Raw genomic sequence first — 14,864 nt, forward strand, 5'->3', positions numbered from 1 at the left:
AGTCGATCAGCATGAGTGAGTCCAAGGGGAATGAATCAAGAAAAGCCGTCTTGTTCAGTAATCAGGTGCTTTCAGTAGTTGGCCTCGTTGGTTCAGGTTCACGGGACTGGAAGTAATCGTTGGCCACTGGCTTCATGGCCCGCTTTCTAAAAGCCGGATTTTAAATGGAGCCAGCCAACTGACTGATTTTGTCGTTCATCGCCGTGATGTCTTTCTTGGCCTGTGCGACAACAATCGATCTCATGTACTGGTTTGCCGGCATGCTGTTCATGCTAGCCACGAGTTTCACGAATGTCTGTTCGTCCGGTGTGAATAAGACTTTCATCAACTTGTTTGGTTTCTTCACGTCGCTGCTTCCGTTCGTCTTCATCTTTCAGCCTATCGTTTTAGTTCTGTGACCTCAGTGCCTTCATGGCACCAGTTTAACGCCGGTCCTTAATATACCGTGGCGCATTACGTGGTCAACAAGATTACTGCAAATGCTCTCACTAAACGTAAACCGATCGAGCGAGTCACATCGGCACTGAACTACTGCCACGTCGCTTGAGAAGATCGATCGCATTCTGAGCCACAATGACACTCACGCACCCGACACGAAGACGAGCACTCACCAGGGGATCAAGTCTGGACAGACGCGGTACAGCAACATCTTCACCCTGCTTTTTGCACAGTGCGACGACGATCTACTTTTGGCTACCCGAGCCACCTGTTCTATCGACGTCTGCAAACAAAAGTTTGGATATCGGTCCTTGCTGAGCCAACCAAAACTCCACGCATCACTCTTGCGATCATAGAAAACGATCACATCGTCAATCTGAACGACTCCCTCGCGTAACACGCTCGAAAAAAAGCCTGCCAGTCCTGACGCTCCCGCACGGCCGCTGCTGCTCGATAGTGAAAATCGCTCAAGAAGGCCCTGAGCCGCTCAGCAGGGCTCTGAGAGTCCATCGTGGGCCTCCTTGGCAGCGTGTCTGCTCAAACGCCCTGATCTCGCTTCGCCGAGCACGAGACTCATTACACTGTTCACCTGAGAGGCAAGAAGCTCAGTCGAAGTGCGTGACGAACAGACTTGATGATGGCCAGCAGGCTTTCAGAACGCGTCTTTAAAATCCGGATTTTAAAACCCAGCTCCCGGTGCAGCGTCAATGTTGAGCCAGGTGTCGTCATCGCACACGATCAGTGAATGCTCTTCGTCGCCACCGTCGGGGCCAACTACTGTAGCGTCGTACCAGAAGCATCCGTATTCATCGATGCGTGAAATGCTGACGACCGGTGATTGTTCGATGATGCATTCAATACTGTCAGCCGTCCATCCCGCCATGCCCGTCTTTTCGGCGAGTTCTCGTTCGCGTTGTCGCAAGTCGTTCTCGGGAACACGCAGAATCTGAATCCGGTCCCCGACCTTCAGCGTCTTGGGATCGGGCATGTGCGATGCTGGTTCCAGGTTTGAGCGACTAACTTATCTGCCAGTTGTCGTTGCGACGAGAACAGTCTGACGGCACAGCGACAGCAGTTTAACCTTCTCGTCATCCGCCGCGTTGAGGGACGGTCGACACGACGGTTGCGGTTGTTGGCGGGTTCGGGTTAGGTGCGTCGGGATTAAAATGACGATGCAGCATACCATCTGGCCCATCCCCGAAGCATGGGCCGAAAATGGACGTTGAGCCGACAACGTCAAACGGAGCGGAGTCCGAAGAAGCAGACGCGGCACGCAGATCGTCGGCGTTCGCAGTGAAATCGATCCAAACATGTTCGGTGAACCGGTTGAAGTCCCAGCCAGAGACACGGCCGCCACCAGCGTCGAAATAGGGTTTTAGGTCAGCCCATTGGCTTGGCCAGTCGCCATCGTGGTCGCTCATGTAGTCAACGAGCATGTCGGCGGCACCCCATTGGCCGTAAGCATCGTCAAGACGGTTCAGCGAAGCGATAGTAGCACCGACAATCGCGATGACGCCCAGTACGATCGCAACGGCAGTGCAAAGGAGGAGTCGACGCATCATGTTCAATGAATTTCAGGGACCAAAGCTAGAGATCACGGAGGAAGGGCGAATGGCTTGCATGCTGAGCAGCAAATAGGCCACCTGTCCTCCGGTGTATGCCGTAGTTCCGACTACATCGGATTAGCGAAAGTTGATGCTGGCAGCGAATCTTTGAATTCCACGCGCGTGATCTCCACTTCAAGCATTTTTGTACCGTCGGATGTTGCCGAGAATGCCATTGGCACCGGAATGCCGTCGATCTCCTCGTACTTACCGAGTCGAGTTTCGATGGTTGCATGAACGCCGGTGAGCGGGTCGTGTGTTTGCTTAGACGTTCTCACGAGCAGCCCCGACTGCAGATCCACAAAAAACTCCCCCCGACCTAGCTCCGCTGACTCAAGACGCAGGTGTACGGCAGGCTTTCCATCAACGTCGAGTCTGTCCACAATCGACAATTGTGAAACATTTGCACGAAGGTGTGCGACGTTCGCTATATCTGCAAAGGTATGCCGTTCACGATCAGCAAATGATCGGGAGATTTCCATTGTCGGCATGCCAGGCGAAGTCATCCAGCCGCCTTGTTCATTGATAGTGAATGTAAAGTCGATTTCACCGTCGGGTGATTCGGCGACGATCGACCGCTTGAATGAGCTCGGGAACTGGAATGACTCGGTCACCGTCACAGATCCAAGGATAGCTGGAAAGATCCCCGCACTGGTCGTGAATTGTATCGTTCCACATTTCCAACGGTCAGCCGCTTTGCTGCCGCCATGTCGGGTGACGAGCGTGTCGACAATTTGCGTTAACGAGGCATCTTCTTTGATCGCCGGAGACTCAGCGTGTGTGTTCACAACTAAAATGCATGTGAACAAGGCCACGCAAACGATTGCAGCACGAAGTTGTGTCATGTCAGATTCCGATAGTCTCATGTTGGGAAACCTAAGCTTCCACAGCCGCTCAGGAGCGAATTAAAAAAACAGCGTTTTCGCCGGCTTCAGCACGGGCATGGTGTGCGCCACCCAAACATTCTCACCGATTCGCGAGATCGCATCGTTGGCATTCTCGTTCGTGTCCGGTACCCCGTCAACAAGAACCGGGAAAGCACCCTCCGTGGTCATCGCTCGCTACAACGGGGTTTCCACCTTAGTAAACCGACTCCTGCACGTTGCCGAGCAGGCAATGCTCGCGAGCGTGCGGTCTCGGCGATGACAGACGGACCCTCGGAAATGCGTTTTTCAAATCCGGCTTTTAAAGAGCGTTTTCGAACACACTCCTGCTCAGTAGTGCATTCCCACCTCTCGCCAATCCAACGATTGTTTGGGGTCGATCTTCACCATTTCGCTTGCTGCAGATCGCCTACGGCCCAGCCAAGCTCGGCCCCCAAAACCATAGCTCGCCTGACTCACGATCCAGTTTACCGAAAGCCTTTGGCTTCATGCTAGAATGTCGCGATGAGATGCCAAAATCCTCCGCTCCGTTGAGCCAAGAAGTGAACGCTTCAATCAGTAATCTCAGGCCCGCGCCAGTCATTTCAATTGTCGCAGTATCAGAGTCATGCCGGACGCTCATGACCCGTAAGTCTTCACGCTTGGGAACAACCATCAGCCGCAAGTTCGACATGGCTCGTTCGCGAGAACAAGGGGCGAACGTGAGCTTGCGTTGTGCTGGGCACTTCTCGCCCGTCAGTTCGTTCAGGGCATCGAGAATCGGTGATCCGGAACCCAATGAATCGTGATAGAGGCAAAGCGAAGGTTCTGTGAAGCCGAGCTTTCCACAATGGACCCAGAGATCGATTTCAAAATTTGCAAATGCTGGTTTCATATCAGTCTCGCCCCCATTGCCGCAGGCTTCCTATCAGGCTGATCAATCGCTTGCTTTTTCGGCTTTGGGTGCTGATGTCGGATCCTCTGCGTGAACGAGGCCAGTGACAGCGAGCAAGCAAATGCAGATCAAGAGTCTCATCGATCGTTCCAGCTCAATAGGTGGGGAGTCGGATTTCAGTCGGACGACGCTCGCCAGCAGCGGGCCGCGACGAGCGATTCAGGTTCATCCACTGCGAAAAAACCTTGACACGCGGTCCCGTTGCATGGTTTTTCTATTCGCAGTACTCGTGTGGTGGTTTCGGGCTATTTGTCAATCCAGGATAAAGTGCAAAAATCATACACGATAGGTAAAAGCCGTAGATGTAGCCAAGAAACACTAGATCCGATCTGGTTAAAGCACCCTTCGGCATCACGTTGGTGAGGATGATGACCGCGTCAACCACAGCGAGCACAAGTATCGCACAGCACAACGCCACAAATTGCCCAGATCGAACGATACGTCCGCATCGGTTTATGGAGATGTGCCAGACGCCGACTTTGAAACGAAGAAAGAACGCGACAATCGGCAGGATGACAGCCATTACTTCGATGAGTAGTGGGATCTTCGGCACTAGCAATCTAACCGCAAATGGTAGGAGTCAGATTGCCGCTGGAACGAGCCCATCCCATCCGAGAAAACGGATGAGCCACGTCATCAGCGGATGTCGATGCGAACGCTCCATTGCAGTTGTGATGGTTTCCGGCAAATCACGGCAGATAGTGAGCTGATCACACATTCTAGCAGACGCCGCAAGTCGTCCGCCTGGGCACGTCATTGTTCTGCCTTCAGCGGTATGTTGAGGCGTCGTGTTCCACTGATGAAAATACCACCCGCAACCGACACGCCAACAATCAATCCGATCATCACGATTGCGGGTCCTTGTCCATTGGGCCCTGCGAACAGAAACAAGACCGCAGGAGGCAACGCGACAGCAAGTGCCGAGTAGAGGATTTGCTTTTGACGAATTGTCGGGTCGTGCGGCCAGTCGCGTGACCGAATGCGATAGGCCAGTCCGCCAAGGATGCATCGGGTGAGCACTACGACGAATCCAATCCGATTCTGAAGTGCGAGAAACGGTATCGAACCAACCCCTCCCAGAAGTCCAAAACCGGCTATGTAGAGGGCAGGTCCACGACGAGCCCGCTGAGTCGCCGAGTTCGGAGACACAAACGTCAACTCTGCTGTCGGCGGTGCGTATGGGTTTGATGTCACAGCAATGTCAGCGTCTTCATGGGAGTGCGTCGGCGATAACCGAGAGAGGTGATCCCAGCGAACGGGTTAAAATGGCGAAACCAACCGCCGTAGCGGAGAGCAAATTATTCCGGTTTACCGCCTCGCTCATCACCGTTTGGCGATTTGGGACGTGAGGCGATGTCATACACCGAGAACATCAAGTCGATGCCGAGGGACGACATCACGCCCATCAACTCCGCCGGTAGCGTATTGTATTGCCCGATGGTGCCACGAGGGAAGTTCCAAGACAGATCGAGCGTCAGTTTGCAGTCCGCGGCGACGTCGGCCAATCGCGATATCGCCGCGATGTTCGCTCGAAGGAAGGCGAGGCTTTCGTCAAGTTGAAGCGGAACAGAGTCACCGGGTGCGTCCGATATCGTTAAGTTGAACGTTGTAGTTGGGTAATGTCCGGTTGGATCAAGACGTCGCCAACGTGTTGAAGCGTGAGAGTCCTTGAACGAAAGCGAGCAGTCGCTCAAGATGCTTGCGATCGCTTGACGGTTGCCGGATAATCGAAGTACAGCAGGCAGTGTCAAACTCGCAGTAAATGGGCTTCAGTCAAACCACTTGCTTTTCAGCGGTCGGTCGTGTGAGAATAGCAGGAAGCAGCGTTCTCGCAATCTTCACATTAGGCATGCCGGGGAATGCCGTCACCGATCGTGAGGTCGCGACAAGAGAACTACGATTTTCAGAGAAATTTGACTGCTCCGATCCAGTGCACACGGAATCGCTATTCGCCGTCTTGCGGTTTCAGAACAGTCGCGTCAGACAATACTGAGGGCTCAGCAGTGTCGTCGTCGGTGGGATGCATTTTAACGATCAAGTATTGTTTACTTCCAGCGCCGAGCACGTAAACGTCTTGCGTGACCGGCTTGAACCCGTGACATGAGAAAGAAAACTTTCATTGGCCACCGACTCAGAGATCCGCATTTATTCTCCCCGGTGCCCGATGCCCCGTCAACAGTAACCGGGGAATACACTGCTTGCGGAAAAGACGGTCGCTCGCTGCCACTGCGTTCCCACGCTCGTGAACGTTTGAAATGCATCTTTCCGACAGGCAATGTTCGCTAAAGTGCAGCCTCGACGCCGGCCGCCAAACCTTTAGACCAGTAGTTTAAAATCCGGATTTTAAACCACGTTTTCTGACATACCTTTGCTCAAAGAACCAACGCCAGTTTGGTCACCGATGATTCGGGCTGCGTTGGACGCGACTTCAAAATACCATCGAGAGCGTGCGGCCGAGCAATTCCCGTATCCAGAGTGGTCGATTGTGCCACGGTGAATTCAGAGGCTCCCGGGAGCAGAGCCCCGGTCATATTTTGCCCTCCCAAAAGAGGCCCTCTGCACGCCCTCAACAGCCGACACGGCGTCGCCGAAGAAAGGCGAAGAGTCGCCCAGCAGGGCTCTGCGGGCCCATTGCGGGGCTTCTAGCCGCATGTTCCCCGAGACACATGGCAACCGGCGGCGAATTACCGCAAACCCCCGGCAGACATGGGCTCAGTGGAATCCATCGATCATTCGCATCCGTCGGTTCACTCGCGGTGGGCATGCTCTTCGACGAACTGCTCGATTTCGCGACCAGATTCGACGGAAAGTTCGCTCGGAACCGAAAGGGCGTCGAGTTGAATGCGGTCTCCGAGCCAAACATCCACATCAACTCTTCGCCGATCGCATTTGCAGCGACCGCTGAGCACATCTTCAAACGGGCAGTATCTGCGAACCGACCAGTCGATCGCGAGTTGATTGGAAGCCGCAAGTTGCTTTGAAGCTTGGTCACCAAATCCAGTGGCCGGCTGTTCCTCCGGGCTGTCGACTTGTTTCGCGCCTGCGTGCAGGACGACCTTTCCAAGAGGATGACCCGCAATCTCTGCAGCGAGCGAAGCCAACTGCACGTTGAGCAGTTCAGTATCACCACGGAAATAGGCGATGTTGCCGTGTTCGGAAATCCACCCGCCAACGCATCCAGCACCAGCCTCCGTGACGTCGCGTTGTCCGTACCCCATCGTGAGTGCCTGTGCGATGGTTGCGGCAAGCAGGCACACGATCAAAGAAATGAAAAAGAGCGAGAGGCGTCGCATCGTCTTACATCCCTGCGTGTTGATGAGTGTTCGTTTCGATCGACGAGCGGTGGCGATCCAGGCGTTGATGTCAAAATCGTCGTCGCTGCCGCTCGTAGGCAACACATTGGCTATTCGACTATTTTATGAGGGACGGTTGGCGAACGAAGTATGGACCGATTCCCGAGGCGTTTTCGTGGGTAGTAATGTACAGCCAATCGTAAGTAGCGGGGAAAATGTAGGTGTCATTGCAGGGGTGAGTGCTGGAGACCGCGATCGCCCGTGGGCAGTACCAGAGCATGTCGAGTTGCTCGTCGTGAACATAGTGCTCAGCATCATCGCACTCGGCAAAAGCAAATTTGGCAGAGTTGCGATCCAGGGCGAACTGATAGCCGTAGCTGAACGCGTGCCAGAGGAAACCACGAAAGCGGTATGAGCCAGTTTGCTGGTGAACGTCGGAAAAGAACGTTTGAGTTAGCCTTGTGAACGTTTCACGAAAGGCACGACCCTCGATTCGATATTCGTCTGATGGGTAGTCACGCATTGGATGCATGGAACTGAGTCGCCTAACGTTCAGGGTCACTGATTTGCGATGTTCGTTATGTTCTTCATTCTCTTGATTCGAGTCCGTCGTGCAAAGAACCACGTTATTGCGGCAGCAACAACAATCCACGGCGTATAAGACCGCAAGGGCCGGAGATTCAGCGTTGCATTCGCCGGATCACCCGATGTCATGATTTCCGTGTCGCGGTTCGGGTGCTTCCCACGGATGATTTGTCTATGCACAAGTAGGTCGGCGTCAATGACACCATTGGATCGATCAATATCACAGAATCGTTTGGCCGCAAATTTGGAGCGAATCAACCCGGTCGATTCGTCTGGAACGTTCGAATTCTGGTAGCCATAGACTCGGCTATCAAATCCAGCGTGTTGCAGATAGAGAACGTGATCGAATTCCTCCGTGTCGTGAACCTCGCCATCGTGAATGTGCAGAGTTGGAAAGTAGATCGAATCGGTGCCTTTCTCGAATTCGAAAGCCATCGGATGTGGTTTCAGGGCTCCGGCGGCAAGTTGAAATACAGCAAATCCGTAATCTTTGTACTGCGGGAGTTGCGACCAGGTCGGGTCCGGAAGGGTGAACCGGTCGTCGAGCCGAGAGAATTCTGACATCTTTGGCACAAACGAGGCGATGTAATTGCCAACTTCGAACACCTCCAATGCACTTCCGAGTGCCACCTCGAATGGTTCAGAGCAACCGATCGCAAATGCCGGAGCTGAATAGGGGAAGCCATCGTTTAGGTCATCGAATAACCCGTCGTAGGCCCGCAAGTCAATGAACCGCAAGCTATCTTCGTTTGCAGGTTGCTGAATGGGAACTGGCAGAATCATCGCGTTAACGTCGCGAGACTCGTAATTCATCTGATAGGCAAGAAATTGCGTGCCGCGGGCCGAAGCACGAGCGAAGATCTGCGTGCTGTTTACGGAGATTACAGGCTGAGAGAAGATGCACATATCTAACGATCTGACTCTGGGACCGAGATAATCGTTCTGAGATTAAATAGTGTAGCGTTTTCTGGCTGGCCGAGGATTGCTAACCCGGCAGGCCACGACGGCAGTGTCATCCCACAGATCGCCGGACGGAAGACGCACCAAGTTAATGCAAGCACGTGGAATTCCAAAAAAGTCCGTGCAGGCAATCAATCGCGTTACCTGGTCACGTTTTGCGTGGTCGAAGAAGCCGTCTGACCCGACGAGAAGGATGCCATTCAGCGGACCGTGCCCGAATGGAGCGGGCTTCGCGGCCTGTGAACCGAGTAACGGTTTGCGAACCTGAGTTCGCGTCAAGTCGGTAATATCAGGGCCGTCGATCACCCAGGCACAACTGTCGCCGACACTTGCACCGAGGACGCGATCCAGGCGAAGATCGACGACTACGGCAGTCGTTTCACCAGACGCCACTCGCAGATCGAGCTGGGAGAGGAATTGTGACCAATCGGTTGAGCTGTCAATCGTCGCGTAGCTGGCTCGTGTTTCTCGGATGACAGTTTCTGCTGCAAGGTGGCCGTCACCCGTGCCGCCGGCACCATCGGCGACAACGATCACGGTGCGTTCATCATTCGTGATGACGTCGATACGATCCTCGCACGACTCACGATAGGCTTCGATTCGTTGTGACGTTTCAAACGACGGCATGACTGGGCATCGAGTGTTGAAGTTGACGAACGCAAAGACACAGGTAAGCGGGCGGTGAAGAGCAGGAAATGCCAAGACGCGTGACGCTGGGTGCCCTTGCAGGTCATTCCTCTGTCACGATGTGGGCCATTGGGATTCGATGGCGTGAGTTACCCGGTTTCCGTATCTGCGAACGTAGTCTTTGTTGGAGCGAGCAGCAATGGAAGCCGCATGTTCAAGTCGCTCGCGGTCAAACCGCATGGCCATTGAGAGCTGATCCTTGAATTGTTCATAAAAGTATCCTCCCAAAAGACGGTCAACGATCGCATCGACTAATCGATCGCAGTCGCCTTTAGGCGGTGGATGGTTTTTGAAGTGACGACAAAGCTTCGCACGTGCCCGATTATGCCAGTAACCAAAGCTCTCTGCGATCACGAATGCAGTGGAACTTGAAATCGCCTCCGTGTCACCGCTTTTGACATCAGCGATCAATGATTCGAGGTCGGATTTGGAAAGTGAGCGAATCCAAATTCCTGCATAAGTAGGTCGCATGGCAGTCATGTAAGCAATACGGATTCGAACCAAATAGAACCTGAAGCCAAACCATTGAGGCCAAGCGACTAAACATCGAGAAAAGCGAGATCCACAACTCGAGTGCAATTCTATGCTCGTCGACCATTTTCAAAGTGATGGACCAATCGTGCGACCCAGCAGGTTCACTAGGAGTTCATCATCTCCGCTGGAAAACGATCTGCGTGGAATCACAGAAACATCACGGGTTCCATGATACAATATGTAAAATTCGTTGTCACTCAACCATGAGTGGTAGAGCGACCACTTGAGGTTAGAATCTATCTCGATCGTCTTGAACCCAATTCCATCGTCACGAAACTCAAGTCGATATTCGTTTTTCAACTTGGGTTGGGAGCGGTAAATGAGCGAAGGCAAGATGTAGATCACATAGACAACGAGGGAAACGAGAACGACTCCTGCAAGAAGTAAGCACCAAGCAAGCGTATCCGCTCCGGGCGTGATCAAAAGGTAAACCCCAACTACGATGGCGATCACGCCGCCAACAAGGTCACGCTTTATCTGTAGTTTAGTTTTGTAGTGTCGCCTCATTGCTCGGATGTACTCGCTCCGAGTGATCGTGAACATGGTTGAAATCGATCCTGGCAATTGGCTGCCCTCTTTCAATGAACTTAATTCTCCACCGACTCGTGAGATATTCTCGCGTGTGCCGAACTGTCGGTCAACAAGAGCGGGAAAACGCATGCCTGTCGGACAAACTAACGCTCGCTGCGAAAGCGTTTCCCAATTGGTGACCGTATCTTTGCAGGTTCCCGAGCACTTAACGGGCGGGACAAGACTCCTCTACGCCGACCGCCGAACTTTCGGAAAGAGTTTTAAAATCCGGATTTTGAAGTGCATGTTCGAGCATGAGTTTGTTCACACGCGGCAATGTCAGTCGGACCCACTGGCGGCCCAGGCTACATTCTAGGCTGCTTCCGAATCCTCCGCAGGAGTTGGCAAAGCAATTTCCGCCGAAAGCGTGAGCGAACGTACCGCAGAGAGCTCGGAGATACCTAAGAACAGAGCCCAAGTGATGTTTTGTTCTCCCTTAAGAGAACCCCTGCACACCCGACACGGCGTCATGGCCAGTTAGCCCGTGACCGTCGCTTAATCTCAGCAAACACGCCACAGACCGCGATTTCGGTCAGTACCAATTGCACCGTTATCCGCTCGACGAACTGTTGGCCAGAGTTCGCTTCGACCGATCGTCAACATCACGGAAAGTGGCTCGTCGACGAACTTTGGATTCCATTGGAATTGCGTTCAGATGGCGACGAACAACTTGGATGGTGCGATGTCCGAACTGCCCAAGGTCGATCATTTCCTGAGCCAAAGCTGCCAATTCAAGATTCTGGTCGTCTGACAAGACGGACCCGGATTTCGTGAGAGCGACGTACCGATCCCGCAGCCCACTCACGCGACGCTGTTCCTTACGACATTCGGGGCAGCGAACACAGTCTGCCCCGACGTAAAAGTGGAGTGTCTCGTACCAGTACTGCTGCTCCTCTGCGAAAAAGATGAACGGCCGAGAACAGTCGCGACATCGTCGCTTGAGGTCGACGTAGTGCGTGACCGGGATTGTCGCTTTGATTTGTTGGGACGGTCGAGATTCAATAGCAGTTTCAGGTATGCGGTCTTCCGGTGATGCCCACCATCCAAGCCGGACTTCCGAGTAAGTGCCGGGTTGAACTGTCATGCCGGTGATCCGTGGCCCCCGCCCGTAGCGAGGGTGGATTACGTAGTCCGAAAAGGCGTCTTCAGTACGCTTCATAGCATGGAATCACGTAGAGGTCACTGGGAACGTGGCATTGCAACGGAGGCGGTGAAATAGCAAAACCATCTGCGCCCACAAGCCCAGGTGTCGATGCAGATTGCGTGTCCGACCGATAATGGCACGCCGCCACGTTGGGGCGTGTGACCGCAAACCATCGTCAAACCGGATTCGTGTGGCGTGGGATTGCCGAACGGCTCCCAATAAAGCATGAAGTCCGGTTGGGCATCAATTGGGATGTCGGCGTAGGCATTTGCGTGCACGAAGAAATGAGTCTTCGTGCAATAGTGCGATCGAAGTGACGTCGCCAGGAAGTCCCAGTGATCGCCGGGAATGTCGTCAACTCGATCTGTGCGATATGACGCAAGCACGGCGTCGCCACCGCACGCGAGCCATTCATCGTGGTGCCGTTCAGATTGTCGGGCCGCGAGCCTCATTTACTCATGGTTGCCGCGTAGTGGGATCAGTCTGCCAGTTGCGCTGCGGTCAATCAACCACTCGATGACACGGCGCGAAACGGGGCCACGGTCGACATAGTCACCGTCCCCATTCCGAATCCGACGGTCCCGACAGCAATGTTCCGCTTTGGTCACTTAGCATGACAACGACAGAATCGACGTCGTCAACCGAGAATCCAATACGAACTGTTGACGTCGGACCCGTCTTTCCAGCTAAATAAATCTCAAAAGCGAATCCGCTGACCTCTGAAGCGTAATGCTCCGGCCCGCTACCGTGCCGGTGCTTGCTAAATGTCAGCCCCATAGCCGTGTAGAACGCGGCGGCTCTCTCGATATCGAAAGACCGAAGTACAATGAGGTTCACGATTGGAGGTGCTGCAAACATTTTTTCGTCAAGCGGTAGTCTACTGCGGGCGGTGGCGATTGATTTGCAGACAGACGCAACCGAATGCCTCCGCCGCACCTTCACAGCCCATGCTTCGTCGCTATTGTACACGAAGATCGAGTCTGAGCGTTACCGATTCGCGTTCAAGAACAATCGTCTCGGGAATGGGATCAGGGGCCTGCCAGACTTCGTACGGCGGTCCATCGCGTTCCGACCAAACGGTTCGATAGTCTCGGTTGGTCAAGCCGAGATCATTCACACGTGGTTGAGTGCCAACGTGCGGTCCTTTTAATCGGATGACAAGTTTGCGATCCTTCTCAATCCAAACCTGCACGGGTTCGTATGGTCCGAGTTTCGCACCTTCGGGAACTGAGTATTCGGCGGTTAGAACGCCGCGAGACGTTGCGTCTTCGACCGAATACGACGACGACCCAACGTGGGCTCCATTGCAGCCGACAGTAAAGAGCACGGCGATTGTGACTGTAGTTGACGCTAGCTTCATACCTTCCTGCTGTCGACGAACGGTAGGGTTTCCGTGCGATACTTCAGATTACCCCGGGAGGCAAGCCAAGAACAATTCCCGCAAACGAATAGGCGACAAATCCATAGAACGCACCCAGTTCGGCAGATCGCCCTGTTCGATATGAATCGTAAGCCACGCTTGCGGCAGTCATCGGAACTACGATGAACCCGCCGAGAACGCATGTCAAAGCTGTCACCATCCGTGCATTCTCGGAGTTCGCATTCGCCGATGCGATGAATGCCAGGACGCCAGCAACCGACAGCGTCACCAGCAATAGCGAACGTATTGAGATTCGAGGAAGGGGCAAGGTATTTCAGCCAAGGACGGCTGGCGAAATGGGGGACGGTCTATTGATTTCCAACTTCTAAACGCCTGATAATGTTCTCCGCTGCTCGGCGTCGTCCACCCATCCCCGCTGCTATTGAGGACCGAATGAAGTCGTTTACCTCCGTTGGATGCGTGAGCGAAATCACGTGGACGTTGGAATCAGTTGCAATTCTTGATTCAGCATGACGAGTCCGGGTATCGCCACGACGGTGCCCAATGCAAACGACAATATTGCTGCGATCACGAATCTCCGCTCACTGCGTCGCCAGTTCATTGGCGTCAAAGTGGAATCAATCGCTTGGTAAGGATTTGGCATCAGCGACAATAGTAGATCAACGAACGGTGGACATTGGTGGGAACGGGCGAACGGCTTGCAAGCAGACGAGAAGACGGACCACCTGTCATCCACTGCATGCGATGGTTAATCGCCGGCTTGGCTCACGTCCGCACCGTGCATTGTAGCGTGAATTTCCGCGACAGATGACAGGAGCGGTGGCGAAACATCGTGCGGCGAGTCCTGGACGATCGTGGAAAGCGAATCGTCGAGCGAAGCACCATTCAGCAACGAAACAGCGGCGGACGCGACCACGGGCGACCGGCTCATGCCTGCGTGTCGATAGCCTGCGGAACAGGCAACAAGAAGACGAACGTCGTTAAGCAAGAGTGACCTCACGCAATCGACGGCAGCACGCAACAAGTGCGGCGAGTTAGATCCATCATCGTGCAACGGAAATCGGCAATAGATTAGGTCACGCCCAAGTTGTGCAGGAGGTTCATTCGCGGCGAGATCAACGACGGCGGCAATTTCACGATCGTAGAGTTGACGCAAATCGCGAGCATTGATCGCGTCGCCGATAAAGAGCAGACTATGGTGCGTGGATCGAATCAACGTGACGTTACCGCAGCGGAGATTTCTGTCGAATAATGAGGCAAGCACTGCCAGCTAAGGCGGAGGTAAGTCGGTCCAAGGATTGTCACCAGCGGTTGGACCTTCGGCTCTTATGGTGACCCGTCGAGTGTTGCCGCCGGATTGACGGGGCCTATCACCGGTTGAGCGTTTACCGAGTATGGGCGATCCCAAAACGTCGGTCAAGCAAATGTGATCCCAGTTTTCCACGAATGGATTGACCTGTCCGGCAACATGAGCGAGAAAACGCATTCCTGTCGGACAAAACTGACGCTCGCTGCGACAGCGTTCCCCAGTTAGTGTTCCTATCGATTCAAGTTGCCGAGCACGTAAACTCCGCACAATCCGCCTCGACGCCGACCGTCGAACTTTCGGAAAGAGTTTTAAAATCCGGATTTTGCAGTGCGTGTTCGAGCATGAGTTTGATCAAACGCGACATCCGCTTTCTCAGGGTTCGGTTGGAGCATTGGATCGCTCAGGTGGCTTTACCGCCCAGAACCCAAGCCCAAGTAGAACAAGAACAATGGGAGTTGTGACGATGATAGCTCCGGTAATGTCTCCACCAATCGCACGATATCGTGATAGAGCGGCGATCACGAGTTGGCTGGCGGCTGCA

General features: G+C 53.8%; 19 protein-coding genes and 1 pseudogene. 1 reads left to right on the top strand and 19 read right to left on the bottom strand.

Annotated features, from left to right (window positions below; genetic code table 11):
• Positions 1-160: 160 nt before the first annotated feature.
• The 13 genes from SH410x_RS21730 to SH410x_RS21790 form a co-directional block, all read right to left on the bottom strand.
• Complete coding sequence (locus tag SH410x_RS21730) at positions 161-370, bottom strand: hypothetical protein (RefSeq protein WP_473668462.1); 210 nt, start codon at positions 368-370, stop codon at positions 161-163.
• Between the two features lie 747 nt (positions 371-1,117).
• Positions 1,118-1,426 carry a hypothetical protein gene (locus tag SH410x_RS21735; protein ID WP_473670682.1) on the bottom strand — a complete coding sequence of 103 codons (309 nt, stop codon included), beginning with the start codon at positions 1,424-1,426 and terminating at the stop codon, positions 1,118-1,120.
• Positions 1,427-1,526: 100 nt separating this feature from the next.
• On the bottom strand, positions 1,527-1,997 hold the full coding sequence (locus SH410x_RS21740) for a hypothetical protein (protein ID WP_473670684.1): 471 nt from the start codon (positions 1,995-1,997) through the stop codon (positions 1,527-1,529).
• Between the two features lie 113 nt (positions 1,998-2,110).
• Positions 2,111-2,662: a hypothetical protein gene (locus SH410x_RS21745; RefSeq protein ID WP_473670686.1), complete on the bottom strand. Its 552-nt coding sequence runs from the start codon at positions 2,660-2,662 to the stop codon at positions 2,111-2,113.
• 673 nt (positions 2,663-3,335) lie between these two features.
• Positions 3,336-3,800 (bottom strand): hypothetical protein, encoded by a 465-nt coding sequence (locus SH410x_RS21750; RefSeq protein ID WP_473670688.1) that lies wholly within the window; start codon positions 3,798-3,800, stop codon positions 3,336-3,338.
• Positions 3,801-4,613: 813 nt separating this feature from the next.
• Complete coding sequence (locus SH410x_RS21755; RefSeq protein ID WP_473670690.1) at positions 4,614-4,880, bottom strand: hypothetical protein; 267 nt, start codon at positions 4,878-4,880, stop codon at positions 4,614-4,616.
• 278 nt (positions 4,881-5,158) lie between these two features.
• On the bottom strand, positions 5,159-5,611 hold the full coding sequence (locus SH410x_RS21760; RefSeq protein WP_473670692.1) for a hypothetical protein: 453 nt from the start codon (positions 5,609-5,611) through the stop codon (positions 5,159-5,161).
• A 996-nt stretch (positions 5,612-6,607) separates the two neighbouring features.
• Entirely contained in the window at positions 6,608-7,258 is a 651-nt protein-coding gene (locus SH410x_RS21765) for a hypothetical protein (protein WP_473670694.1), read from the bottom strand.
• 13 nt (positions 7,259-7,271) lie between these two features.
• Complete coding sequence (locus tag SH410x_RS21770; protein WP_473670696.1) at positions 7,272-7,685, bottom strand: DUF4275 family protein; 414 nt, start codon at positions 7,683-7,685, stop codon at positions 7,272-7,274.
• 26 nt (positions 7,686-7,711) lie between these two features.
• Positions 7,712-8,551: a hypothetical protein gene (locus SH410x_RS21775; protein ID WP_473670698.1), complete on the bottom strand. Its 840-nt coding sequence runs from the start codon at positions 8,549-8,551 to the stop codon at positions 7,712-7,714.
• 135 nt (positions 8,552-8,686) lie between these two features.
• Positions 8,687-9,325 (bottom strand): protein phosphatase 2C domain-containing protein, encoded by a 639-nt coding sequence (locus SH410x_RS21780; protein WP_473670699.1) that lies wholly within the window; start codon positions 9,323-9,325, stop codon positions 8,687-8,689.
• Positions 9,326-9,439: 114 nt separating this feature from the next.
• A complete protein-coding gene (locus tag SH410x_RS21785) occupies positions 9,440-9,796 on the bottom strand; it encodes a hypothetical protein (protein ID WP_473670701.1) in 357 nt (118 codons plus the stop codon).
• 189 nt (positions 9,797-9,985) lie between these two features.
• Positions 9,986-10,579 (bottom strand): YcxB family protein, encoded by a 594-nt coding sequence (locus tag SH410x_RS21790; protein ID WP_473670703.1) that lies wholly within the window; start codon positions 10,577-10,579, stop codon positions 9,986-9,988.
• Here SH410x_RS21790 and SH410x_RS21795 point away from each other — a divergent pair.
• On the top strand, positions 10,578-10,805 hold the full coding sequence (locus SH410x_RS21795) for a hypothetical protein (RefSeq protein WP_473670705.1): 228 nt from the start codon (positions 10,578-10,580) through the stop codon (positions 10,803-10,805). The genes SH410x_RS21790 and SH410x_RS21795 overlap by 2 nt on opposite strands.
• A 501-nt stretch (positions 10,806-11,306) precedes the next feature.
• On the opposite strand, the pseudogene SH410x_RS21800 reads toward SH410x_RS21795, so the two are convergent.
• From SH410x_RS21800 to SH410x_RS21825, 6 genes and pseudogenes are all read right to left on the bottom strand, one after another.
• Positions 11,307-11,648: pseudogene (locus SH410x_RS21800) on the bottom strand (zinc-ribbon domain containing protein); the annotation flags it as partial.
• A 437-nt stretch (positions 11,649-12,085) separates the two neighbouring features.
• The gene (locus tag SH410x_RS21805) at positions 12,086-12,241 is read right to left on the bottom strand and encodes a metallophosphoesterase (RefSeq protein WP_473670707.1); all 156 of its coding nucleotides are present in this window, start codon (positions 12,239-12,241) and stop codon (positions 12,086-12,088) included.
• Entirely contained in the window at positions 12,186-12,491 is a 306-nt protein-coding gene (locus tag SH410x_RS21810; protein WP_473670709.1) for a VOC family protein, read from the bottom strand. The genes SH410x_RS21805 and SH410x_RS21810 overlap by 56 nt, the downstream gene beginning before the upstream one ends.
• Positions 12,492-12,591: 100 nt before the next feature.
• Complete coding sequence (locus tag SH410x_RS21815) at positions 12,592-12,960, bottom strand: hypothetical protein (protein ID WP_473670711.1); 369 nt, start codon at positions 12,958-12,960, stop codon at positions 12,592-12,594.
• Positions 12,961-13,483: 523 nt separating this feature from the next.
• Entirely contained in the window at positions 13,484-13,657 is a 174-nt protein-coding gene (locus SH410x_RS21820) for a hypothetical protein (RefSeq protein WP_473670713.1), read from the bottom strand.
• Between the two features lie 105 nt (positions 13,658-13,762).
• Positions 13,763-14,230: a dual specificity protein phosphatase family protein gene (locus SH410x_RS21825; RefSeq protein WP_473670715.1), complete on the bottom strand. Its 468-nt coding sequence runs from the start codon at positions 14,228-14,230 to the stop codon at positions 13,763-13,765.
• Positions 14,231-14,864: the final 634 nt, after the last annotated feature.

Source organism: Rhodopirellula sp. SH410 (assembly GCF_055811895.1).

Coding starts and splice junctions, on each gene's coding strand:
- SH410x_RS21735 (WP_473670682.1), bottom strand. CDS start 1,426: ATGCCCGATCCCAAGACGCTGAAGGTCGGGGACCGGATTCAGATTCTG.
- SH410x_RS21790 (WP_473670703.1), bottom strand. CDS start 10,579: ATGCGTTTTCCCGCTCTTGTTGACCGACAGTTCGGCACACGCGAGAAT.
- SH410x_RS21810 (WP_473670709.1), bottom strand. CDS start 12,491: ATGTTTGCAGCACCTCCAATCGTGAACCTCATTGTACTTCGGTCTTTC.
- SH410x_RS21820 (WP_473670713.1), bottom strand. CDS start 13,657: ATGCCAAATCCTTACCAAGCGATTGATTCCACTTTGACGCCAATGAAC.
- SH410x_RS21780 (WP_473670699.1), bottom strand. CDS start 9,325: ATGCCGTCGTTTGAAACGTCACAACGAATCGAAGCCTATCGTGAGTCG.
- SH410x_RS21795 (WP_473670705.1), top strand. CDS start 10,578: ATGCCTGTCGGACAAACTAACGCTCGCTGCGAAAGCGTTTCCCAATTG.
- SH410x_RS21770 (WP_473670696.1), bottom strand. CDS start 7,685: ATGCATCCAATGCGTGACTACCCATCAGACGAATATCGAATCGAGGGT.
- SH410x_RS21740 (WP_473670684.1), bottom strand. CDS start 1,997: ATGCGTCGACTCCTCCTTTGCACTGCCGTTGCGATCGTACTGGGCGTC.
- SH410x_RS21730 (WP_473668462.1), bottom strand. CDS start 370: ATGAAGACGAACGGAAGCAGCGACGTGAAGAAACCAAACAAGTTGATG.
- SH410x_RS21775 (WP_473670698.1), bottom strand. CDS start 8,551: ATGAATTACGAGTCTCGCGACGTTAACGCGATGATTCTGCCAGTTCCC.
- SH410x_RS21750 (WP_473670688.1), bottom strand. CDS start 3,800: ATGAAACCAGCATTTGCAAATTTTGAAATCGATCTCTGGGTCCATTGT.